We start from the raw sequence: 23,205 nt of genomic DNA on the forward strand, positions 1-23,205 counted from the left end.
ACGCTACTAGGAGCGCGAATAATTTCTGCGGTGTCTTAGCCAACCAAACCAGCCTCCAAGCATGATCAACCCTGATCCGAGAGCACCGCCGCCACTGCTGCCGTTGTTACCAAAGCCAGATGTGTTGGTATCGACAGGCTCAAAGCCAGAGTCCCCTTCGCTATGATAATCTTCCGAACTTGCTAAGAGGGCGTTATAACTGGTTTTTACACCTGAGCTGGTTTGGGTCTCAATCCATGTTGCATAGTTCAAAATCTCGGTAAACACACTTGGAATCGCAGCGGATTCGCAAACTGAAGAACCGTAGCTCACAATGCCAATTTGCTGATACATGCCATTATTGTCTTGATAGGTGAGAGGACCGCCTGAGTCACCACGACAGATACCAGTGTAGCTTCGTTCAGGAAATCCATTCGCACATAAACTTTCCTGAGCGTTAAACCCTGTTACCAACGAAGCGCATTGGGTGTCGGTAAGGGGTTTTACTTCTGCCCAGCGTAAATAGTTAGGGGGGCTTTCATCATTGGTTGAGGTCTGACCTAAACCGAATATCTGATAAACTGACTTGCTGCTGTAGTCTCCAAAGTCTTGCGGTAAAGTGATGGATTGGACGTTATCGGTGATAGGTCTAGTCAATTCAAGGACAGCGATGTCATTAATCCATAAATCGCTAGGCACATAATCAGGATGAATCGTGATAGAGCGAACATCTTTGAATTCTTCAACAAACACGTCATTCATCGTAGGGTTTTTGACTAACACTCGTAGGTCGTTGATTGTCCAGCCATCAGTAAAAACGCTTGGTTCTACGCAGTGGGCCGCAGTTAAAATGAAGCGGTCGTTTACAATGGTTCCCCCACAAATATTGGCAAACTGATTAGCGCCAGTTTTATGTAGAATAAGACGTGCAAAAAAAGGAAGTTGGTTTTGGGTAGCCTGCTGACCCCCAATAATTGCCGTGGAGATCCCTTGTTCTGAAAGGCGGTTATCATTTTCTGCTTCAGCGGTCGTACTCAAAGATACTGCAAAACAGAGTGCGCTTAGCCATATTTGATACTGCTTCATAAACCATCCTTGGATGAAAAGTGCTCTTCTAACTTTATACTAGTTTTTCAGTGAATGTGCTTAACAAAAGTTTCTAATAGTTGAATGATTGTTGTAGCCAAGATCGCAACAGATGAAACGATTCAAGCTTTAGCTTGTGTGGCGGGCATACAAAGTAAAGCTGTTGATGAGGATTAATGACGGGTTCACCCAGCTCGATTAGCTGACCATATTTGATGTCATCCTTCACAAACAAGCGATGAGTGACCAATAACCCCAAACGACGAGTTGTGGCCTGGACGGCTTGTATCGACATGTTAAAAGTGATTGGTTTTTTATTTTTAGGTCGCTGGATACCCGTCGCGTCCTGCCACACGTTCCAGTCGTTTTTTCTTCGCTCGTTAGTAACTTCAATGATGGGATACTGCTTTAAGAGTTGAGTGATGTTTGAGTCCTTTGTCGTCGCTAACAATTCAGGGCTGCACACCAAAACCAGTTCATCTTCACTGAGCTTTTCGCAGTAGTAATCCTGCCATTCTTCGGGATTTCCATGCACCAAGGCCGCGTCGATACCTTCTTGTTCTAAATTGAATCTGCCAGACAGGTTTGATAAACGAACGTCTAATTGAGGAGCAAACCCTTGTAAATCTGACATTCGAGGAATCCACCAGTGAAGAGCCAATGAATTCACCATATTGAGCGTAACACGTTGCAAGTTCTGATCTTGGATGAGTGCTTCCGTTGCATCGACAATTTGCTCTAAAGCGGGTGCCACCTTTCGGTAATACTTTTTACCGTCCGCATTGAGTTGAACTTGTCTGCCTATGCGATCAAACAAAGGCTTGTTGACTTGACTCTCCAGCGATTTAATCGCCTGACTTACGGCTGAGTGGCTCACACTTAATATCTGTGCTGCTTCTGTCATGCTGCCAGACTCAGCTACTGCAACAAATGCGTAGATGGACTTTAAGGGGACTAGTTTCCGCATAATTTAAAAACCGTAGCTGGTGATAGATAAGTTAAACTGTAAGTTTTTCTTACATCAATGGTTAATATTACTCGCTATTTACGATAAGTGATGTCTTTTAAAATGCTCCATATATTAAGGAGTATTGAATGAATGCTGTAAATAAATCTATCCTTTTCATGTTGATGTCTACGTTAAGCTTATCTGTTACTGGACTGTTAGCAAAGCAGTTGTCAGGCGAACTTTCCGTCACACTATTTAGCTTCTTACGTTTTTTGGTGCCTGCGCTTATCTTGCTTATCTTACTTCGTGTGAAAAACCTTACCTTTCCTAAAGCGGGCACGCTAAAGCCTATTTTATTGCGTGCTCTTTGTATCGGTTTGTCACAACTTTGCTTTATCGCGTCATTACAAACGTTAACGCTGGTAGAAGGGGTTGTGTTGTTTGCTACTGGCCCATTATTTATTCCCTTGGTTGAAAAGCTGTTCATGAGGGGGCGCATTCGTGTTTCAACATTGGTGGCTTTAGCAATGGCGTTCACTGGTGTGGTTATGTTGGCGGGCGGCGGAAGTGAGATCACATGGCGAGCGGATTTATTGCTCGGCTTGGCTGGTGGACTCTTCAATTCTGGTTCTCAGCTTACGTTATATAAAGTGAGTAAAACAAATATGTCGCCGCTAGAAATCAACTTTTGGGCGTTTGGTTTTGCTGCCGTATTTCTGTTGCCGCTAACTTTGTTTAACGACTTCGACGTGTTACTTAATATGAGTGTTATGGCGCCTGAGATTTCTTCAAATACGCTGTGGATCGGTATGATGTCTCTGATGATCATTAACACCCAAGTTTTTCGCTCCAAAGCATATAAACTGGCAAGCAGTGGCTCTCAACTTGCACCACTCATTTTTACTAACTTATTGTTCACTGCGGTTTGGCAGAGCCTGTTTTTTGAAGACCGAATGAGTCAAAGTCAAATTGTTGGGATGAGTTTAATAGTGCTCGCAATCATACTGAACACATGTTGGGTTCGCTTTAAGGCGCATCGCAGTGGCGGTTTACAAGCGAGAACTTCTTAGTCTGTCGGAAAATGAAGGGGGCAGGTAGATAAATTGGTCGTGTGGTTTGATTTTTCCTGAGTATGGGCTAGCGTCAAGAAAGGTTCAGGGAGAGAAATCATGCTTACGCTAAATTATTACGTCGAAATTTCGGCGACACCGCAACGAGTGTGGGAAGTGCTAACCGATGTTGAGTTGTATAAACGTTGGGCGCAAGCCTTTTCACCGCAGTCTCAATTTGAAGGAGCTTGGGAAGAAGGAGGTGGCATCACTTTTTTTGATCCAGATATGGGCGGGACAAGGGCGATCATAGATACGGTGCTACCCCTTCAAAAACTTGAATTTCATCATGTTGCCATTTTTAATCCGGATAATCGTCAACAACTCGATGCTGACCTAGCATCTAGGTGGATCGGATCGCGAGAGATCTACCAGATCGATACCAACAACGATCGTTTACTACTCAATGTTACCATTCATACTCACAATGACTTTGTTTCCATGTTTAATCACGGATGGGAAAAAGCCTTACCCTTGATAAAAGCCATTAGTGAAGAGCAAGCTTAGGGTTCTTGCTTATCTTGGGCTGACGATGCGTTGCCTGAAGGTATACAATAGCACGCAAGATAGCGCACCTAAGAGAGTGGATGATGGAATTTAAAGTTGATACCCATACACATACGTACGCCAGTGGTCACGCGTACAGTACCTTGATTGAAAATGCAAAGTTGGCAAAAGAGAACGGGCTGGATATGTTCTGCACGACCGATCACGCAGAATCAATGCCGGGTGCGCCTCATTACTGGTTCTTCTCGAACCAGAAAATTCTGCCTCGCTTTCTTGAAGGCGTTGCGATTATTCGTGGCGTTGAATCTAACATTATGAATACCGAAGGCGACATTGATATTCCACTGAGTGTGGACCGCAACTTAGATTGGGTGATCGCGAGTTTTCATGAACCCGTTTTTCGTCCTGCAAACAAGCAAACTCACACGGAAGCACTTGTTAATGTCATTCAGAGTGGTCGTATTGATGCGCTCGGTCATCTTGGTAATCCAAATTTCGACTTTGATTTTCAGACCGTTTTAGCGTGCGCGAAAGAGCACAATGTCGCGATTGAAATTAATAACACCACGCTGAAAGGCAACAGCCGAGTAGGCAGCGTAGACCGTTGCCACGAGATTGCACAAATCGGGAAAGATCTCGGTGTTTTCTTCACCACGGGCAGTGACGCGCATTTCTGTCACGATGTTGGTAATCTGGATTTGGTTGGAGAGTTAATGGACAAAGTGGGTATTGATAGCAAGAAAGTGATTACTCACACCGCTCAGCAGTTTTTGTCTTTCTTAGCTTTGAGAGGCCGTAAACCAATTGCAGAATATGACAGCATTCTCAACGCATAAACTTGATTACATTTAAGGTATGCACCCGACGCCAGATTGCTTTACACTGCGACCCGGAAATACTCAACTAAGCTAGTTTTTCGCCTCTTATGGCGTAGGTTATTTGGGTGAATAAAGCCGACACAGAATTCGGCACTATAAATGGAGAAGTGAAAAATGTTACGTCCTTTAGTCCTAGGGTGTGCGATTGCGTTTGGCTCAACATACGCAATGGCAGAAGCGGTTGATTTAAAACAAAACATGAAACAGATGAAGATGGAATTCAAACAGGCGGCAGAAGCATCTGATGTCGAAACCATGAAATCTGCGATTGATAGCTTGCAAGCGATTGTTGAACAATCTAAGCGTGGTAATTACCCACCAGAGAAGTTTGATACTTACTTAGAAGGCTTTAACAAGCTGACGGTAACGCTAGATAAGATTGAAGCGGATCTTGATGCGGGCAAGCTACAAGAAGCGAAAGACCAACTGCGTGAAATCGATAGTCTTCGTGAAGAGTACCACGACAAGCGCAATCCAAGCATTTGGAGCAAGTTGTTCGGCTAATTATCTACCGAGCGGAGCATTTGCTCGTGGCAGTGGATTACGCGTTATCTCTAAGTAATGAATGAACACATTATCAGCCTGCCATTTCGGCGGGCTTTTTTGCGCCTGTCAATCGATGCATTCAAGAAAACCTGTGAGGTAGCAACCACTTATTGATACTGTTTTTTGAGCTATCACTCAAAATTGGTTACGCTGTGTGAAATTTGTTAAGTCACCGTTATGCGTAGATTAATTCCTTTTTACCGCTCGATGTTATTTGCTAGTGCTCTCAGTTGGGTGCTAGTGACGCTGATGCCTGTTATCAATGCTCATGGTAACAGCATGGGCGTGTGGGCGACGCTATGTACGCTTAACGGATTTGAGTTGGTCCAAATAGAAGAGGGCGACAATTCGGTCAGCCACAAAGGCAAGCCTTGTCCGTTTAGCCACTTCTCGACTTTTCATCACGATACACTTCCAACGACACCGATACTTTCAAGACAGAGCTTGGTGACTTCTGACAGCTACGCTTATTTGGCTCTAAGTGTGCGATTTGAAACACCAGTTCCTCGAGCGCCGCCAGTTTCCCTTTTCTCATAACAAAAACAATTACACGATACCCAAGTAACCTCGAGATGCTTGGTTCAGCGAGAATGACTTGGTTTGTAGACGCGGCGGCGATTTAAAGGTCTAGTGGGTCTAAATCAAGATATCGACAACAAAGTATACAAGCCAAGACAACTCGCCCTTCGGGAGCGTGTCATTGCTCCGATTGCTGCTTCAAACAACTTGGAAAGAGTTGTCTATTACACAGCGTTGTTTTCTTTGCACTCGAATCAATGACAACGCTCTGAATCCAGCATCTTGAAGTCACTTGGGTATATAGTCAGCAACACTGCCACTTCGAGCAGTGGTACTCCCAAATCTAAGTCAAATAACGCCGCATACGAATGCGTATGTGTAGGATGCGTTTGACTGAATTTGGGTGTTCAACAATGAAAAAAGGAAAATACACATGTTGAGAAACTCGGCAAAGCCTCAACTCAAGGAAGCCTCACGCGCAAAATCCATCTACTTTATGACGTGGCGATGGCACTTCTACGCAGGTTTGTTCGTCATTCCATTTATGCTGATGCTTTCCCTCACGGGATTGGTGATGTTGTTTGATGACGAAATCGAACTGGCTCGATACGAAGCGACATTACAAGTTTCACCACAAGAGCACATGATTCCTGTCTCTGCACAATTAGAAACCGTAAAGCAGGCGTATCCCGATTTTAATGTCACTCAATTTGTACCTGCTAAAACGGCCGATATTGCCAACCGATTCTCGATTCAAAACCAAGAAGGCAGCTCACTGATTGTTGCAGTAAATCCTTACACAGGAGACGTACAAGGCACCATTAATCGTGGTGATAGCATCTATGAACTGATGAACAGCATTCACGGCACGTTGCTCATCGGCGACCTAGGCGACCGTTTGATTGAAATCGCCGCAAGTTTGGGGATTTTGCTATTGGTGTCTGGTTTGTACCTTTGGGTACCGAGAGACAACGCCAGCCGCGCTGGCTTTTTGAAAATTCGCTTTAACAATGGCCCTCGGATTTTGATGCGTGACCTGCATGCGAATTTAGGTGGTGTGCTGTCGATTGTTCTGTTGTTCTTTTTGATTTCAGGTTTATCTTGGGCAGGGATCTGGGGTGCGAAAATGGTGCAAGCTTGGAATACCTTCCCAACCTATTATACATGGGGTGAGAAACCGGAATCCACACTGACACATAAAGATCTTAACCACGGTGCTTCAGAAGAGATGCCATGGAACTTAGAGCTCGCTGCTGTGCCAGAGTCGAAAGACAAACCCGCTCATGATCATGCCAACATGAAGGAAGAGATGGCATACGCAGGCAGCCATGATGCGCTCTCTATTGATGATATCATCCTCAAGGCTGAAATGTTGGGCTTCACTGGTTATAAGTTGTTTTTGCCGCGCTCTGAGACGGGCGTTTACACCGTTGCAGCTAACTCTATGGGTGGCGATATTTCCGACCCAAGACAAGATCGCACCAGCCACTTTGACCAATATTCCGGTCGCTTGTTGGTGGACGTCACGTGGCAAGATTACAGTTTGTTTGCCAAGTTCATGGCGGCAGGTGTGTCATTGCATCAAGGTGATGTCAGTGTGCTTAACAAAGTGCTCAACGTGGTGTTCTGTTTGGCGTTCATCTTAATCTCAATTACAGGTGTGGTGATGTGGTGGATTCGTAGACCAAGTCGCAGTGCCACATTGGGCGCGCCACCTAAGTTTCAGCAGGGCGGTATTTGGAAGCTTGGCTTAGTAACGCTGGTGATATTGTGTCTGGCGTTCCCGATGGGCGGTTTGGCAATTGTTACGGTTCTCGCACTGGATTGGCTGTTGTTCAACCGCGTTGAGAAACTGAAAACGGCGTTGAATTAGTAACAGACAAAGAATGGAATAATAAAAGAGCCTGCGAAGTCGAAGTGCTGGCTCTTTTTATTTCTGGTAAATCTCCAGTGGCAAGCCATCTGGGTCTTGGAAGAAGGTAAAGGCTTTGCCTGTAAATTCGTCAATACGAATTGGCTCAACTTCAACGTCATTCGATTCTAGGTAGACTTTCACTTGCTCAACATCATCAACCAAAAAAGCGAGATGTCGCAGGCCTTGCGCTTCGGGAAAGCTCGGTCTCTCTGGTGCGCCCGGAAAGCTAAACAGCTCAACTTGACTGCCGTCAGGTAAAGCGAGGTCAAGCTTGTAGGAGTCTCTGGCTTCACGATAGTTTTCGGCAATGACTTTCAGTCCTAACACTTCAGTGTAAAAGCGTTTTGACTTTGGGTAATCGCTGCAAATGATCGCGACGTGATGAATGGCATTAAACATGGTTAGCCTCTTCAAGCATGGTTAGTGTCCTCGGAGACTAAATGCTCCTTAACGAAGTCGATAAATACGCGCAGGCGAGCAGGCATGTATTTGGTTTGCGCATACTGCATCGCGATAGCGCCGTGGTAGTTACTCTTGATCATCCAATCCGGCAATACTTCCACCACTTCCCCTTGCTCTAACGCGTCTTTGATCACGAAGTCATGGAAGATCCCAACTCCCAAGCCAGACTTAACCCCGTTCAAGCGCATTTGAGAGTGGTTGACGGCGTAGCGTCCACTTACTGCAATCGAGTGGAAAGCTTCCTCTTTAAAGAACGACCAGATATTGTCTTTGTCGTTCTCGGCAAGGTAAATACAGTCGTGCTGCTCAAGCTCGGTTGGGTGCTCAGGCATACCGTGTTTGGCTAGGTAATCTGGAGAGGCGCACAAAACGAGATTGGTCTTGCTGATCTCTTTGAGGACCAGATTCTCATCGGGTTTGTCGGTGAGCTTAAATGCGACATCAATTCCTTGGCGGAAAAGATCGATCTCACCATCTGCTGCACGCAGCTTAAGCTGAATATTTGGATAACGTTCTAGGAATGGCAACACAAACGGTTGAAGCACCGAATTAAGAAATGCTTCAGGGGCTGCTACTGTGAGTGCGCCTGTTGGCTCAGCATGATCTTCTGCAGATAACTCAACGGCTTGCTGCGCGGCATTCACCATTGCAATGCTTTGGTCGTAAACCTTTTGCCCAGCTTGAGTAATGATCAACTTACGAGTCGTGCGCTCAAACAGTTTCACCGAGAGGGCTTGCTCTAATCGTGTGATCAACTTACTTAAAGCCGATGGCGTCACGCCGAGTTGTTTGGCTGCAGCGGTAAAACTGCCTTCGTTTACCACCAAGATAAACGAAGCAAGATCAGGAAGTAGGGCAATGAGTTTTGGATTAACCATAATTGTTCAGTTCTGCGCAGCGGAATAACGATATTGTCTGGTACGGTTTCACGAGGTTCAAGTGTCACCGTCTCGCTTTAACGATATTTTGCCAAAAATGCATTGAGTGCAGGCAAGCCAGATTCACCAGTATGGTATTGTTGCCAACAGTGATAAATGGCCGTTTCGTGGTCTGCAATCAACTCGATAGCTTCTCGTTCAGCGATTGAATACTGCTGTGAAGCTTTCACTTCTTCATGCCACTCTCGATACTTGACCTCATAAGGTTCTACCCATTTCAGAAGAGTCGCCACCAACTCTTGCCATGGTAAACCAATCCACTTGGTTGCATCTGCCAAGCCTTTATCCAACATCTCTTGGTGTCGACTTTCGATATCCATGCCATTTGTCAGCAGTACAGGTTTGAGCTTTTCTGCGGTGAGTTCTTCCACTTCAATCAAGGTTTGCCACAGCGTTTGTTGTTCACTTTGGGCGTAATGGCTCAAGTAGTGGTTGAAAAAAGCGATGCCGTAGATTTCGCCATAGTAGGCAGACAAAACGTTATGAATCATGGTGAGAATCGTGATTTAAACAGGGAATACCGCATTGTAGGAGGGGAGAGCGCGACGTGTAAATAGCTGATTAAGAGTAAAAAAGTGCTGTTGACAGAATTCGAACAGAACTTGTGAGAATTTTATGAGAATTCGATGAAGTTGCTGATAGATTTGCTCGTCATTCTTAGAGGCAAGAACGCAAAACGTTCGAAACGTAATGCTTAACCTACTCAAGTCACGAAGAAAGAAGTAAAGCCGTACACATGGGCTTGGGTAGTTCAACCCTCATTAAAGGATGGAATCACAATGAAAAAACGTACCCAACTCGGACTCGTCATGACTTCAGTCGCTATGGCACTAGGCTCTGCATCAGTGAATGCGGCGGAATTGGAAATCACCGTGACAAACGCAACCAAAGGCATCTACTTTACGCCACTTATTGTTGCTGCACATGGCTCTGACCTTCAAATGTTCAGAACGGGTCAAGCAGCGACTCCAGAGCTAGAAGCAATGGCAGAAGGCGGTGATATCTCTGGTCTTGCTAGTGTGATTGGTAACGCTGGTGGTGCGGTGGTTGAGAACCCTGCTGGTGGTATTTTGAATCCGGGTGTTGCAACCACCTTCACCTTGGACAGTGGCGACCACGGATATCTTTCTCTGAGCGCGATGTTGCTGCCAACTAATGACGGTTTTGTTGGTCTAGATAGCTGGAAGATTCCAACGGAAGCGGGTACATACCGAGCAACGCTAAGAAGTTACGATGCCGGTACAGAAGCGAACGATGAACTTGCGTCTAGCATGCCAAACCCCCCTTTCATTACCTTTGGTACTGGCGGCACAGGCGTTGAAGCAACAGTAACTAACGATAAAGTTCACGTGCATCCGGGTAACCTTGGTGATAGCGATCCAACTGGCGGCATCAGTGACCTAGACAGCAGCAGCCATCGTTGGTTAAACCCAGTTGCAACCATCACAATCGTTGTGAAGTAAGGGGGATGTATGAAATACAGAATCTTACTAGTAGCAGCTTCAGTCGGCTTGCTCGCCGGTTGTCCAAGCGATGATGATAGCGACGTAGTGAAATCGTACCGCTACACCGTCAACGTGGCGAACTTGACTGCGAATCAACCTATGTCTCCGCTAGCGGTACTCACTCACAATGGTGACTACCAACTGTTTGAAATTGGCCAAGTGGCATCTGTTGAACTTGAGCATCTTGCCGAAGGCGGTAGTAACGCAGAGTTAATTGAATTGATGAACAGCAATGACAGTGTTTACCAAGGCATTTCGGGTAATGGATTGGTGTTGCCGGGCGCATCGGACGAAGTCACCATCACGGTTGACCCTAGTCGTTACGGTTACTTGTCTGTGGCGTCTATGTTCGTGAATACCAACGATGCCTTTGTTGGCGAAACGGGGCTATCGCTCAAATCGCTCGCAGTGGGTGAAAGCTATGAAATGAGCATGAACGTTTGGGATTCTGGCACGGAACTGAATGATGAACTTGCCGCAACCATCCCGGGCCCAGCAGGTGGTGGTGAGGGCTTCAATGCCGCTCGTAATGACAGCAGTGATGTTGTTGCATTCCATGCGGGGGTCGTTAGCCAAGATGGCGGATTAGCAAACTCAGCGCTTTCTGCGAACCATCGTTTCTTGAACCCAGGTGCGAAAGTCACCATCACTCGAGTCGAGTAACACAGGCTCCGATGACGTCTCCTTTCCAAAGCGCTTGTAGCCGAGCGCTTTATCCCTCATGGCGTCATCGGAACCTTTTTTGAAAGAATTTCTAATTTGTTCCGGTCATGTGCAAAGTGAGGATACTCGAAGGCAAGGAAAAGACCATGGAACAACAGGCAATCAATTTAGTCGCGAACATCTTGTTGGTGGAAGATGACGATGATTTGGCAGAACTGGTTCAGATGCATCTCAAGTTTCAAGGACACCAAGTGTCGCGAGCCACAAATGTCGCCGATGCTAAAGCGCAATATCAGCAACAACCCTTTGATTTATTGATCCTTGACCGAGGTTTACCAGATGGTGATGGCCTAGACATCTGCCATTATTTGCGTCAGCAACAAGATTGGAGCCCAGTGCTCATGCTGACAGCCAGAGACGGTGAAATGGACAAGGTAGACGGCTTAGAAGCAGGCGTTGATGACTATATCACCAAGCCATTTAGCGTATTAGAATTCCAAGCACGAGTGCGAAACGTGCTACGCAGAGTCAGCCAAACCGCAGAAGTCAAAGTAGCAAATGAAGTCCTCGATGATGCGATGGATTTTGGTCCGCTGAGAATCATTCCGGAGTTGCACCAAGTATCCCTAAACGACAAGGATGTCACGCTCACCGCGACAGAGTTTACTTTGCTGCAGTTTCTCGCGACTCGTCCGGGCAGAGTCTACAGTAAAGATGAATTGCTCGATCACGTTTGGAACACCAGTCATTCTGGTTATCACCACACGGTGTGTAGCACCATAAATCGTTTACGCAGCAAGTTGTCGTTGTCTGACTCTGATCATCACTTCATTCAAACCGTGTGGGGTGTTGGATATAAGTTTCAGCCAAGACACTAATGCAAGAAAGTAAGTCAAAACATCAAGCCAGACAGTAAGTCGGTAGTTGTTTTCACCGTCATTTTTCAATCACACGGGTGTTTCAAAAACACCGCTGTTTAAGGAGGCGATAGGATGAGCTTCAAATCTCGCTTAGTGGTATTTACTAGCTTGTGGTTCTGCCTCGCGGCGGTGGTGATTGCACTGACTTACAATTGGCAAAAAGAAACCATCGAGTTACGCACTAAGCAAAGCCTACATAAAGAGCTAGCCAGCCACATGCGTGATGATAATCCGCTGATGATCGGGACGGATTACAACCCTAAAGCGCTCAAGTCGATTTTTCACACGCTCATGCTGATCGGTCCTGACTTTGAAATCTACTTTCTCGATAGCCAAGGCAACATCACCACCCATGCTGCACCAGAAGGGGCGGAGATCATGGGTAAGGTGGATCTCAATCCCATTAAGCAATTCTTAAATGACCAACCTTTTCCTATTTTGGGTGAAGACCCACGTAATCGTGGTGAGCACAAAGTCTTTTCTGTCGCGGCGATAGAGGAATTAGGCTCAACGGTCGGTTATCTCTACGTGGTGATTGGCAGTACCCGACATGACGCCATTGCCAATGCTCAAGTCGACACCCCTTACATCGCGCTGGCAGGATTGGTCTTAGTGTCCATTTTAGGCTTTGCTCTTGGAGCTTATGTGCTGGTCAAACGTAGTCTGTTGAGCCCGATTGAGCGTGTGACCAAACAACTACAACAGCAAGCTGAACATGATTTCCGCCTGCAACCTGATTTTACTCACCAAGTGCCGGAGCTCGTGCCGATTGCGAACTCTTATCAGATGATGGCGAAGCATATTCAGCAGCAGTTTTTACAGTTGGAGTATCAATCGTCTCATCGTCGTCAAAGTCTGTTGCAGCTCAGTCACGATTTAAAAACGCCGTTATCGAGCGTGCTGGGCTATTTGGAAACGTGGCGTTTGCAACATCCGGAATCCGATCCTTTGATTGACGTTGCTTTCCGAAATTGTGAGAAGCTCTCGACTCAATTGCATTCTTTGTTAGACGCCGCGCGCAAAGAAGCTCCAATGCCAAACTACGAGTACCGCCCCGTAGATCTTGGCGTGTTGATGGCAGAATGTGCCGAAACGATGCAGAGCCAGTTTTCTCGTAAAGAAGTGGTGTTGAAAGTGGATATCGATAGCGAAATCCAAACCGTGGGTGATAAAGGTCTTTTAGAGCGGTTGGTGCTTAACTTGCTTGAAAATGCATTGCGCCACAGCCCAATCGGCTCGGAAGTGCATTGCCAAGCGCATTTGAGTGAGGATAAGTCACGTATCCACTTTACCTTCGTCAATCACATCGAGGAAGAAGCGGAGGGCGGTTCTTTGGGGATCGGGACGAAGATTGTTCAATCGATCTTAATGCTTCACCACAGCTATCTTGAGACCAATGCAACCTCCTCTCAGTATCAACAGAAGTTCACACTTCTCGCAATCTAAAGAGAAGTGTGAGACATAAAGTTAATGTTTATTCAATAACACCACATACGACGCGAGCGCCACCACCACCTAGCTTATTTGGGTGATCGGAGTGATTGTCACCACCTGCATGGATCATTAACGCTCGACCTTTTAAATCCGATAATTTTAGGCGAGGAGCGACAACGGGCTGATTGGCATTGCCGTCCATGTCCACATAGAGTGGAGGCAAGTCGCCTAAATGATTGTCATCGGTCCAAGGATAGCCATGCTTCCCTGTGTTGTTAGGATCATAATGGCCACCTGCTGCGCCGCCTAATACGGTTTTGTCATCCTTTTCTATGCTATCGCAAGATGGATTAGTGTGAATATGGAAACCGTGCACACCTGCTGACAAACCTGATAATTGAGGCGTAAAAACAACGCCATAATCACTTTGTGAAATCTCAATGGTACCCGCACTCTCATTGGTGTTGAGAGCAGTCATTTCTACCGTTTTTGCTAGCACGTTAGGGGCGGCGACAAGAGCGGATGCAACTGAAATGCATAGCAATCCTTTTAACATGGGACCTCCTTCTTTTAGGGTGTACGCTCAAGCACATATTAGTGAAAACCTGTTTTACTTATGTCTGTTGAGCGGTGAGTTTATGTCATAGAGTGATGTGTATCACTTTATGGTCTTAAACTGATATCTCGATCCGAAATCAGCTTTCTTTTATTTAGTCTTAACATGTTGAGATCGTTAAGATATAAAAAGAATAGACGCCAATCTTAAAATAGCCTGAATATTTTTAAATTAACGCAAAGTTAAATTTTTAATGACTTTATAACAAAGCTCATAATTGTTTTATAAAGAATTTGGTGGAATTGTCCGCAATAAAGAATAATCAAATTAACGAATATATTAATGTGAACATTGTTGTTTATAGATTTGTGGTCAAACTGTTGCTTATATCATCAAATAAGATAAAAAATTGGAACTAAAGTCACTTAATGGCAGAGGAAAAAATTAAACTCTGATTGTAATGGGTAATAATGTTTTAGTAACAGATAGTTACGCACTTAAAATTAATAATATGGCTAATTTCCGACAAGGATTGAAAAAGATGAAAGACAAGGAATCTATTCAGACTAATAGCAGCCGCCGTAATTTTCTGAAAGGCGCAACAGGAGCTGTTGTTGCTGGTGTGAGTGCTTCCGCTTTCTCAGGCGTAGCTCAAGCACGAGAACAGAAAATTGATTGGAGCAGCCGCGGGCTAGGTAGAAAACATGATAAGCGCTTCTGGCGTAAAGTGCGAAGACAGTTCGTTTTGGACAAACGAACCACTTACATGAACATTGGTACAACAGGTTCAATGCCAAAACATGTTCTTGAAGATTACGAGCATAACAACAAGCTAGTGGCTAAATATCCTTGGGATATGAAAGGCAAATTTGGCTCTTGGCCGTATGTTTCTGAGATGGTTAAAGACGTCGCACCAGGTTTTGGTGCTAACCCAGAAGAGATCATTCTCAGCCGCAACACTACTGATGGCTTATGCTCGATCATTAATGGCTTACACTTTGAACCAGGTGATGTGATTCTAACGACACACCATGAACATATTGCTGCAACATCACCTATGAACGTAGCGAAACATCGTTTTGGTGTGGATGTGGTAGAAATTCAACTACCAGTATTTACTGGTACTGAAAACGTTTCTGAGCAAGATTACATTCAAGCGTTCCGAGACGCGCTTGATACGAATCAAAACGTTCGCCTAATTGTTTTCTCTCATATCACATACAAAACAGGAACCGCGCTACCAGCAAAAGCCATTTGTGCTTTAGCAAAAGAGTATGGTGTGCCTACTCTTGTTGATGGCGCTCATACGGTCGGTATGTTTGACCTTGATTTCCACGATATGGATTGTGATTTCTATGCAGGATCTGGTCATAAGTGGCAGTGTGGTCCGGGCGCGACAGGTATTCTGTATGTTCGTGATAACGGTAACCGTTTGAATGAGTATTGGAGCGACCGAGAGAACCCGTTATGGTTGATCAACTCCTCACTTTCTCATGCTGATTACCTGGGTAAACAGCTGCAAATGCAATACATTGGTAACGATAACTATCCTGCGAAACAAGCACTAGTTGATAGTTGCAAAATGTGGGATGAGATTGGTCGAGACCGTATCGAAGAGCGAGTTGTAAGCCTTGGTAGTTTATGTAAAACCTTGCTTCAAGAGTACTTACCACAAGCCAAAATGTATTCACCAAACGTGGAAGGCTTAACCAGTGGCTTAACGACGGTTAACCCGCTCTCCGATGTAACTAATGAAGAGATACTGACGGAATTCCGAGATCGTTTACGTGAAGAGTATGGTTACATCATCCGTACGACTAGCTTTAAGCTGCATAAGGATGATGACTTTGATACTTACGCGCTGCGTATCTCTACGCATTTGTTCCATGACGAACAAGATGTGGAAGGGCTCGTAGTGGCGATGACGAATTTGTATTACTCGTCGTTCTAACATCGTTGTTTATCACTCAAGCGCCCATTATTGGGCGCTTTGTGAAAGGTAAGGATATTATTATGTCAGTCATAACATTCAAAAGAACTTTAGCGACGGTGGCGCTCATGGTTACCTCTGTTGCGTCGTCTGCCGCTTGGTCAGACGATTTACAACAAATCCGTGAACGTGGTGTACTGCGTCACATTGGTGTCCCGTACGCTAACTTTGTCTCCTATATTGAACAAGGTGAAGTGGAAACTTTGACTGGCTTGGATGTAGAGATAATAAAAGGTTTTGCCAAGTCGTTAGGTGTTCAGTACCAGTATGTTCCAGCACAGTGGAGCGACGTGGTTGGTAAGTTGACAGGGCAAAATGTGCAATATCACAACAAGCAGGCTGTTGTCGGAGAAAGTGTTCCAATTGAAGGCGATTTGATCGCAAATGGCGTTACTATTCTTGATTGGCGTTCTGAGGTTGTCGATTTTTCACAAGATTATTTTCCTTCAGGTGTATGGTTGGTTTCCAGATCCGACTCTAGTCTGAGCCCGATTAAACCAAGTGGGTCGGTCGATGAAGATGTTAAAAACGTCAAGCAGCTGATCGATGGTCGCGAAGTGTTAGCTTTAGAACATTCTTGCTTGGATCCTAACCTTTATGACTTATATGACACAGGTGCAAAAGTTATATTACCTGATGGGGCGCGTCTCCTTAATGAGATGGTTCCAGCGATAATGAAAAATGACGCGGAAAGCACATTATTAGATGTTGCGGATACGCTAATTGCCCTCGAAAAATGGCCGGGTGAAATAAAAGTCATTGGCCCTATATCTGAAAATCAAAAAATGGCTGTTGCATTCCGTAAAAATTCCCCTGAATTACGCAAAGCATTTGATCGTTATTTAGACTCGATAAAAAAAGACGGATCATACGAAAAACTAGTAAAAAAATACTATCCATCTATTTACTACTTTTATAACGATTACTTTATAGAAGATAAAAAGAAAGTCCGATGAATAAGGCCGTTAAAAAATTTTCCAGTAAAAGATTTATTACAATAAGCGCAATATTAGTTTCAATTTACTTAGCTATGCTTATTACTGTGACTAGCGTAGGTCAAAATAAATTAAAAGAATCTCAATACAGAGAACTAGATTTAAAAGTAAAAAGTTATGCAAGCACACTCGATAATTTATTTACCATAGCGAGTGAAGATGTTGATAATCTAGCTACAGATAAAACAATACAAACATTCTTTGGTAATTTAGCTTCTGGCATGTCAATGGAGTATGGATTAGGTGCCAGTCTAATTAATTTAAAGCGTCGCTTCGATGAGAAGATAGACAGTAAGCTAATTAATAGCAGCCAAATCTATAAGAAGCTCACGCTAGTAGGCAGTGATGGAGTCACCATTGTCACCACTGGATCTGAAAACCTTGCCGAGCACAAAATGGACATACAAACCTTAATGACTCAACACGGGCATCCCGAAGAGGTTTGTGCGACGCGATACAATGATGACGTTCGCATTCAAGTCATTAAGCAAGTTAAGTTCTCCGGAAAGCCTGTTGCCTTTTTAATTGCCGATCTTAATAAGAATATTGTTATTGACCAACTTACTAACCAAGAACACGAAGATAGTTATAGCCGAATGGTGCTAAAAATAAAAGACGTGGAAATGGTTGTATGGGATACCATAAATAAAACACCTTCTCACAATAAGGATGAGAACTATTTCGTTTCTGAGGCTGTAGACGGAAAAATTTACTTTGAAGTTCCTGTGGATAAACATCACTTCAAATTGATGGCGTGGTTCGAGCCTTTGAGTGAACGAGATATATTTACATCACGGCTCTTTATTATTGGTTTGAGTATTCTGGCCGTTATGATCGTCATTGCTTTATGTTATGCATTCATCACGAACAATAATAGGATTGAATTGAAAATTAAGCTTGAGGAAGAAAAAAAGCGTAAAGATATTCTTTCTCAACAGAATAAAAAATTAACGAACGAAATTGAACGTCGAAAAGCGTCTGAAAAAGAACTCGCCTTCCAAGCTAAATATGACACATTAACCAATTTACCTAATCGTAGTTATGGTTCCGAGCGATTGGCTTTGGAGTTAATTAGGGCATCGCGTAGTGGGTCTAAAGTTTTGGTGATGTTCATCGACTTAGACCACTTTAAGCAGATTAACGATTCAATGGGACACTTTGTTGGGGATGAAATCCTTAAACTCAGTGCTCAGCGACTGTATCAAGTCGCAAGAAAAACAGACTTATTGGCGAGAATTGGTGGGGATGAGTTTTTACTCGTCATCCCAGACTTGCCTGATAATGATACTGCAAAGCGAGTTGCTTCAAGTGTGCTTTCGGCGTTTAACGATCCGTTTGTTTGGAACAACCATGAATTCTTCTTGAGTAGCAGCGTCGGAATGTCTGTGTTCCCGGATGACGGAGACAACGCTGAGCAGCTCCTTGCATGTGCTGATATGGCAATGTATCGGGCGAAACAAGATGGGCGTGATGGCTTTTGTTTTTATAACCATAATATGAACCAAGATTTGCAACGCTATTTGGATCTGGAAAATCGTCTGAGAAGTGCGATCTCCAATCAGTTATTAGAGCTGTATTATCAGCCAATTATTGAGCTGAGTAGTGGTAAAATCGTAGGGGCAGAAGCGCTAATGCGTTGGAATGATGACAAGTACGGATTTGTAAACCCTGAAGAGTTTATCTCTATTGCAGAGAAAAATGGTTTAATTCATCAAATTGGTGAGTTTGCTATTCAACAAGCGTGTCGACAAGCGGCACAATGGCAAAGTCTGACTCCGTTGTTTGTTTCTGTAAACTTTTCTAGTGTTCAATTTAGGTACTGCGAGCGCTTACTTACGTTTATTAAACACAGCCTTGAGGAGTCTGGTCTTCCGTCAAATAAGTTCGATATTGAAGTGACAGAAAGTCTCCTCTTCAATCACGATTCTGAGCTATTAGACATGCTTAATAACTTACGAGCGTTAGGCACCAAACTTACTATTGATGATTTTGGTACTGGTTATTCTGCGCTGAGTTACTTGCAGAAGTTTCCGTTCGACCGCTTAAAGATTGATCGTAGCTTTATGCAAAATATGTTCGAGAACGACTCAGACCGCGAGCTTGTCAACGTAATCATAGCAATGGCGAAAGCGCTGGATCTTAAGATCGTCGCAGAAGGCATCGAAGAACAGCGTCATGTGGATTACCTGAAAAACCTAAACTGTGAGTTCGGACAAGGTTTCCACTATAGCCGACCATTACCTGCTAAGGACTTTGAAACACTTTTGGCTAAGCCTACCTGGCTATAATTCCTTTTATAACAACCTTATAGAAAAGCATTAATCGAACTTGTGCCTAGGATTCATTAATGCTTTTCCACCTTAAGGTATAATCCTTCCTCCTTCCTTGAATTACACTACAATTAATTGATGAGTGATAGCCCGTGACGCCCGTCACATAAAGGCTAAGCCTAATTCTAAACGAGTAAATACTCGCCAAAATAACTAGGAAGGAATTTCAAATGTCTTCTGCATTCTACCAACAGATTCAGCAGCAAATCGAAGAAGTAAAGGCGGAAGGCCTTTACAAATCAGAGCGTGTCATTACGTCTCAACAGCAAGCGGCTGTTAAAATCTCTACTGGTGAAGAAGTACTAAACTTCTGTGCGAACAACTACCTTGGTCTTGCTAACCACCCGGCACTTATCGAAGCGGGTAAAGCAGGCATGGACGAGCACGGCTTTGGTATGGCTTCAGTACGTTTTATCTGTGGTACGCAAGACATCCACAAAGAGCTTGAGCAGAAGCTTTCTAAGTTCCTAGGTAAAGAAGATACGATTCTTTACACATCATGTTTCGACGCAAACGCGGGCCTATTTGAAACTATTCTAGGCAAAGAAGACGCAATCATCTCTGACGCTTTAAACCACGCGTCAATCATCGACGGTGTTCGTCTATGTAAAGCAATGCGTTTCCGCTACTCAAACAACAACATGGAAGAGCTAGAGCAACAACTGATCGCTGCGAAAGAAGCAGGTGCTCGCCACATTCTTATCGTAACGGACGGTGTGTTCTCAATGGATGGCGTAGTAGCAAACCTTCCGGCTATCTGTGACCTAGCAGATAAGTACGGCGCGTTGACTATGGTTGATGACTCTCACGCTGTTGGCTTCATGGGCAAAACAGGTGCAGGTACGCACGAGCACCACAACGTAGTTGACCGTATCGACATCATCACTGGTACGCTAGGCAAAGCAATGGGCGGCGCTTCAGGCGGTTACACATCTGGTAAAGCGGAAGTGATTGACTGGCTACGTCAGCGTTCTCGTCCATACCTATTCTCTAACTCTGTTGCACCAGCAATCGTAAGCGCTTCTATCCGCGTTCTAGACCTACTAGAAGAGAGCGGTGACCTACGTGACCGTCTATGGGAAAACGCAGCACACTTCCGTACTCGTATGGAAGACGCAGGCTTCACAATGGGTGGTGCTGACCACGCAATCATTCCGATCATGCTTGGTGACGCAAAAGTAGCAGCAGAATTCGCAGAGCGTGCGCTGGAGAAAGGCATCTACGTAATCGGCTTCTCATTCCCTGTAGTACCAAAAGGTCAAGCACGTATCCGTACTCAAATGTCTGCGGCGCACTCTCGCGAGCAACTAGACCGTGCAATCGACGCGTTCATCCAAGTTGGTAAGGACATGGGTCTTATTTAAGATTCTAGGCCTTAGACAATAGGGCCTTTAATTAAGGTTACATTATGAAAATTAAAGCATTATCAAAGCTAAAGCCTGAAGAAGGCATCTGGATGACTGAGGTTGATAAACCAGAAGTTGGCCATAACGATATTCTGATCAAAATTAAGAAAACCGCTATCTGTGGTACAGACGTACACATCTACAACTGGGACGAATGGTCACAAAAGACAATTCCAGTGCCTATGGTTGTTGGTCACGAATACGTGGGTGAAGTGGTTGCGATTGGTCAGGAAGTTCGTGGCTTTGAAATCGGTGACCGCGTATCTGGCGAAGGTCACATCACGTGTGGTCATTGTCGTAACTGTCGTGGCGGCCGTACTCACCTATGTCGTAACACGATTGGTGTGGGCGTTAACCGCGAAGGTGCATTCGCAGAATACCTAGTGATCCCAGCGTTCAACGCGTTCAAGATCCCTGAAGGCATCTCTGACGATCTAGCGTCTATCTTTGACCCGTTTGGTAACGCAGTACACACCGCGCTTTCTTTCGACCTAGTAGGCGAAGACGTGCTTATCACAGGTGCTGGCCCAATCGGTATCATGGCAGCTGCAGTAGCAAAACACGTTGGTGCTCGCCACGTAGTGATCACAGACGTGAACGAATACCGTCTAGAACTTGCTCGTAAGATGGGTGTAACACGCGCAGTAAACGTTGCAGAAGAGAAGCTAGAAGACGTAATGGCTGAGCTAGGCATGACAGAAGGCTTCGATGTAGGTCTAGAAATGTCTGGTAACCCAGCAGCATTCAACTCAATGCTAACCACAATGAACCACGGTGGTCGTATTGCACTACTAGGTATTCCACCATCAGACATGGGTATCGACTGGAACCAAGTTATCTTCAAAGGCTTGGTGATCAAAGGTATCTACGGCCGTGAAATGTTCGAAACTTGGTACAAGATGGCTTCACTGATCCAATCTGGTCTGGATCTATCGCCAATCATCACGCACCACTACAAGATTGACGATTTCCAAGAAGGCTTCGACGTAATGCGCAGCGGCATGTCAGGCAAGGTTATTCTTGATTGGGAATAACTTATTCAAGTAAGAAATGCGCTCCTTTTTGGGGCGCATTTTTGTTTCATGAAGATTCTTGTTTTGGGAAGAAATGGTCGCCAATCTTTTCTAAACTTCTCGTGTCGTTCTGCTACTTTTTTTAGATTTTTTCCACTCAACTTCACCCTACCTTCTAACTCATTGTCGATTCTGTATTTGGAACAAGATAATAACCATTTGTTTTTAGTGGTTATTTTTTAGCATTACATGCTTAAAAATCGTCACTTTTAAGTTTAATATTTTTATTTGCTGTTCGTCTTTATCCTTATCCTGCTTCTTTTTATTGTTTTACATTTTATATGCATTTGGTTTGTCATAATTGAGCTATAACTAATAAAAAGGTTACCGATATACAGTGGAATGTAAAAATGGAGCTTTATATGAAAAGATTTTATCTGATGATGCCTCTGCTCTTAACCTCATTTAGTTGGCAAGCGAGTGGAGCGTCAGTGAGCGGTACGATTGATGTTTCAATTAACCTTGTACAAGGTTGTGTGATTAATGGAAATAATGCGGTAGATGCAGCTTCTGGCGTTGGCTTTGGCTCACTCGCCTTTGGAGACGTGCCTGCAATCTTCAGTGAACAAGATGGTGTGGTAAATGGTGGTAGTGCGACGGGTATTGAAGTGCTTTGTAGTAACGGTGTGACACCGACGTTTACATTGGGCACCGGATTGTATGATGCAAGTGCGACCGTTGGTACCTACGCGATGTCAAATGGCGCGCAATTTATTGATTATACGTTGTTTACCGACTCAGACCGAAGCACACAAATTATACAAGGCGGGACGGTAGCTCTGTCTGAATTTACTAGTGCAACATCGCAAACTATTGAGCTTTTTGCGAAAGCTTACGGTACGAGCAGCATTGCCGGTACATACTCCGATACCATCAGTGTGACGCTAAGCTGGTAAATCGTGACGCTGGTTGTTAGGAGCTTTTCACTTGTCGCGATGAGTTTGTGTTCTTTAACTGTGCTGGCTGATGCGACACAAACTTTTCAGGTGTCTGCCATCGTAGATACAGGTTGTTTGATTAACGGCTCAGTACAAGAAGAAAGCCCAACCCAAGCCGGGCAAATAGGTACGTTAGATTTTGGTGAGCATTCTTCAGTTTACGCGACGGAAGTACAAGGCAGCATCACTTACAGTTCATCACTCACATTAAGTTGTACTCCGGGTATTACGATGAATGTTTCCGTAAATGGCGGGATGAATGCATCGGATGGTGTACGTAAGCTAAAGCACAGTGAAGAAGCGACAACGGTAGATTACTTTTTGTTCCAGGATCTAAATTACACGCAGGTGCTTGATATTGACACGCAATATTCCGTCGATACTGAGCAAGACCCAGATAATATTCAGTTTCCTATCTGGGCAAAGGCGACAATAAATGGGAATGAAATGGCTGGAATTTATATGGATACGCTTACGCTGACATTAGAGTGGTAAGTGAACTTTGGA

23 protein-coding genes are annotated in these 23,205 nt (G+C 44.5%); 17 read left to right on the forward strand and 6 right to left on the reverse strand.

The window, feature by feature from the left end; all coding sequences use genetic code 11:
• Positions 1-6 precede the first annotated feature (6 nt).
• Positions 7-1,065, reverse strand: coding sequence for a S1 family peptidase (locus tag R7P72_RS05715; RefSeq protein WP_005375061.1), 1,059 nt, complete (start codon positions 1,063-1,065; stop codon positions 7-9).
• A gap of 73 nt (positions 1,066-1,138) precedes the next feature.
• Positions 1,139-2,032: a LysR substrate-binding domain-containing protein gene (locus R7P72_RS05720; RefSeq protein ID WP_005375063.1), complete on the reverse strand. Its 894-nt coding sequence runs from the start codon at positions 2,030-2,032 to the stop codon at positions 1,139-1,141.
• Between the two features lie 128 nt (positions 2,033-2,160).
• Here R7P72_RS05720 and R7P72_RS05725 point away from each other — a divergent pair, with 128 nt between their 5' ends.
• The 6 genes from R7P72_RS05725 (at position 2,161) to R7P72_RS05750 (ending at position 7,446) form a co-directional block, all read left to right on the forward strand.
• Entirely contained in the window at positions 2,161-3,084 is a 924-nt protein-coding gene (locus R7P72_RS05725) for a DMT family transporter (protein ID WP_005375064.1), read from the forward strand.
• A 99-nt stretch (positions 3,085-3,183) separates the two neighbouring features.
• Positions 3,184-3,630: an SRPBCC family protein gene (locus R7P72_RS05730; RefSeq protein ID WP_005375065.1), complete on the forward strand. Its 447-nt coding sequence runs from the start codon at positions 3,184-3,186 to the stop codon at positions 3,628-3,630.
• An 83-nt stretch (positions 3,631-3,713) separates the two neighbouring features.
• On the forward strand, positions 3,714-4,466 hold the full coding sequence (locus R7P72_RS05735; RefSeq protein WP_005375066.1) for a phosphatase: 753 nt from the start codon (positions 3,714-3,716) through the stop codon (positions 4,464-4,466).
• 156 nt (positions 4,467-4,622) lie between these two features.
• Positions 4,623-5,012, forward strand: coding sequence for a cytochrome b562 (locus R7P72_RS05740; protein ID WP_005375067.1), 390 nt, complete (start codon positions 4,623-4,625; stop codon positions 5,010-5,012).
• Between the two features lie 219 nt (positions 5,013-5,231).
• The gene (locus tag R7P72_RS05745; RefSeq protein WP_080276971.1) at positions 5,232-5,591 is read left to right on the forward strand and encodes a hypothetical protein; all 360 of its coding nucleotides are present in this window, start codon (positions 5,232-5,234) and stop codon (positions 5,589-5,591) included.
• 415 nt (positions 5,592-6,006) lie between these two features.
• On the forward strand, positions 6,007-7,446 hold the full coding sequence (locus tag R7P72_RS05750) for a PepSY-associated TM helix domain-containing protein (protein ID WP_005375079.1): 1,440 nt from the start codon (positions 6,007-6,009) through the stop codon (positions 7,444-7,446).
• 57 nt (positions 7,447-7,503) lie between these two features.
• Here R7P72_RS05750 and R7P72_RS05755 read toward each other — a convergent pair whose 3' ends face one another.
• From R7P72_RS05755 to R7P72_RS05765, 3 genes are all read right to left on the reverse strand, one after another.
• A complete protein-coding gene (locus R7P72_RS05755) occupies positions 7,504-7,887 on the reverse strand; it encodes a VOC family protein (RefSeq protein ID WP_161445704.1) in 384 nt (127 codons plus the stop codon).
• Between the two features lie 11 nt (positions 7,888-7,898).
• Positions 7,899-8,828 carry a LysR family transcriptional regulator gene (locus tag R7P72_RS05760; RefSeq protein ID WP_172563927.1) on the reverse strand — a complete coding sequence of 310 codons (930 nt, stop codon included), beginning with the start codon at positions 8,826-8,828 and terminating at the stop codon, positions 7,899-7,901.
• A 77-nt stretch (positions 8,829-8,905) separates the two neighbouring features.
• Positions 8,906-9,379, reverse strand: a complete 474-nt coding sequence (locus R7P72_RS05765; protein ID WP_045413261.1) for a hypothetical protein — start codon at positions 9,377-9,379, stop codon at positions 8,906-8,908.
• A 288-nt stretch (positions 9,380-9,667) separates the two neighbouring features.
• Between R7P72_RS05765 and R7P72_RS05770 the strand changes: the two genes are divergently transcribed.
• From R7P72_RS05770 to R7P72_RS05785, 4 genes are all read left to right on the forward strand, one after another.
• On the forward strand, positions 9,668-10,351 hold the full coding sequence (locus tag R7P72_RS05770) for a spondin domain-containing protein (protein ID WP_005384002.1): 684 nt from the start codon (positions 9,668-9,670) through the stop codon (positions 10,349-10,351).
• Positions 10,352-10,360: 9 nt separating this feature from the next.
• A complete protein-coding gene (locus R7P72_RS05775) occupies positions 10,361-11,056 on the forward strand; it encodes a spondin domain-containing protein (RefSeq protein WP_318110389.1) in 696 nt (231 codons plus the stop codon).
• A gap of 146 nt (positions 11,057-11,202) precedes the next feature.
• Positions 11,203-11,934: a response regulator transcription factor gene (locus tag R7P72_RS05780; RefSeq protein WP_198593973.1), complete on the forward strand. Its 732-nt coding sequence runs from the start codon at positions 11,203-11,205 to the stop codon at positions 11,932-11,934.
• 114 nt (positions 11,935-12,048) lie between these two features.
• Entirely contained in the window at positions 12,049-13,422 is a 1,374-nt protein-coding gene (locus R7P72_RS05785) for a sensor histidine kinase (protein ID WP_213906937.1), read from the forward strand.
• 28 nt (positions 13,423-13,450) lie between these two features.
• Here the strand turns inward: R7P72_RS05785 and R7P72_RS05790 are convergent, their stop codons facing one another.
• Positions 13,451-13,966, reverse strand: coding sequence for a superoxide dismutase family protein (locus R7P72_RS05790; RefSeq protein WP_047102368.1), 516 nt, complete (start codon positions 13,964-13,966; stop codon positions 13,451-13,453).
• A 541-nt stretch (positions 13,967-14,507) separates the two neighbouring features.
• Between R7P72_RS05790 and R7P72_RS05795 the strand changes: the two genes are divergently transcribed.
• From R7P72_RS05795 to R7P72_RS05825, 7 genes are all read left to right on the forward strand, one after another.
• Entirely contained in the window at positions 14,508-15,917 is a 1,410-nt protein-coding gene (locus R7P72_RS05795) for an aminotransferase class V-fold PLP-dependent enzyme (protein ID WP_213906936.1), read from the forward strand.
• A 62-nt stretch (positions 15,918-15,979) separates the two neighbouring features.
• Positions 15,980-16,912, forward strand: a complete 933-nt coding sequence (locus R7P72_RS05800; protein ID WP_005375093.1) for a transporter substrate-binding domain-containing protein — start codon at positions 15,980-15,982, stop codon at positions 16,910-16,912.
• A complete protein-coding gene (locus R7P72_RS05805) occupies positions 16,909-19,239 on the forward strand; it encodes a putative bifunctional diguanylate cyclase/phosphodiesterase (protein ID WP_213879422.1) in 2,331 nt (776 codons plus the stop codon). The genes R7P72_RS05800 and R7P72_RS05805 overlap by 4 nt, the downstream gene beginning before the upstream one ends.
• 212 nt (positions 19,240-19,451) lie before the next feature.
• Positions 19,452-20,645: a glycine C-acetyltransferase gene (locus R7P72_RS05810; protein ID WP_053307923.1), complete on the forward strand. Its 1,194-nt coding sequence runs from the start codon at positions 19,452-19,454 to the stop codon at positions 20,643-20,645.
• A gap of 44 nt (positions 20,646-20,689) precedes the next feature.
• The gene (gene tdh, locus R7P72_RS05815) at positions 20,690-21,721 is read left to right on the forward strand and encodes an L-threonine 3-dehydrogenase (protein WP_005383983.1); all 1,032 of its coding nucleotides are present in this window, start codon (positions 20,690-20,692) and stop codon (positions 21,719-21,721) included.
• A gap of 389 nt (positions 21,722-22,110) precedes the next feature.
• Positions 22,111-22,656, forward strand: a complete 546-nt coding sequence (locus tag R7P72_RS05820) for a spore coat U domain-containing protein (RefSeq protein ID WP_005375099.1) — start codon at positions 22,111-22,113, stop codon at positions 22,654-22,656.
• A 39-nt stretch (positions 22,657-22,695) separates the two neighbouring features.
• Positions 22,696-23,193 (forward strand): spore coat U domain-containing protein, encoded by a 498-nt coding sequence (locus tag R7P72_RS05825; RefSeq protein WP_175413522.1) that lies wholly within the window; start codon positions 22,696-22,698, stop codon positions 23,191-23,193.
• Positions 23,194-23,205 lie beyond the last annotated feature (12 nt).

It is taken from the genome of Vibrio sp. Vb0888 (assembly GCF_033338835.1).
In the GTDB taxonomy this organism is placed as follows: Bacteria; Pseudomonadota; Gammaproteobacteria; order Enterobacterales; family Vibrionaceae; genus Vibrio; species Vibrio alginolyticus.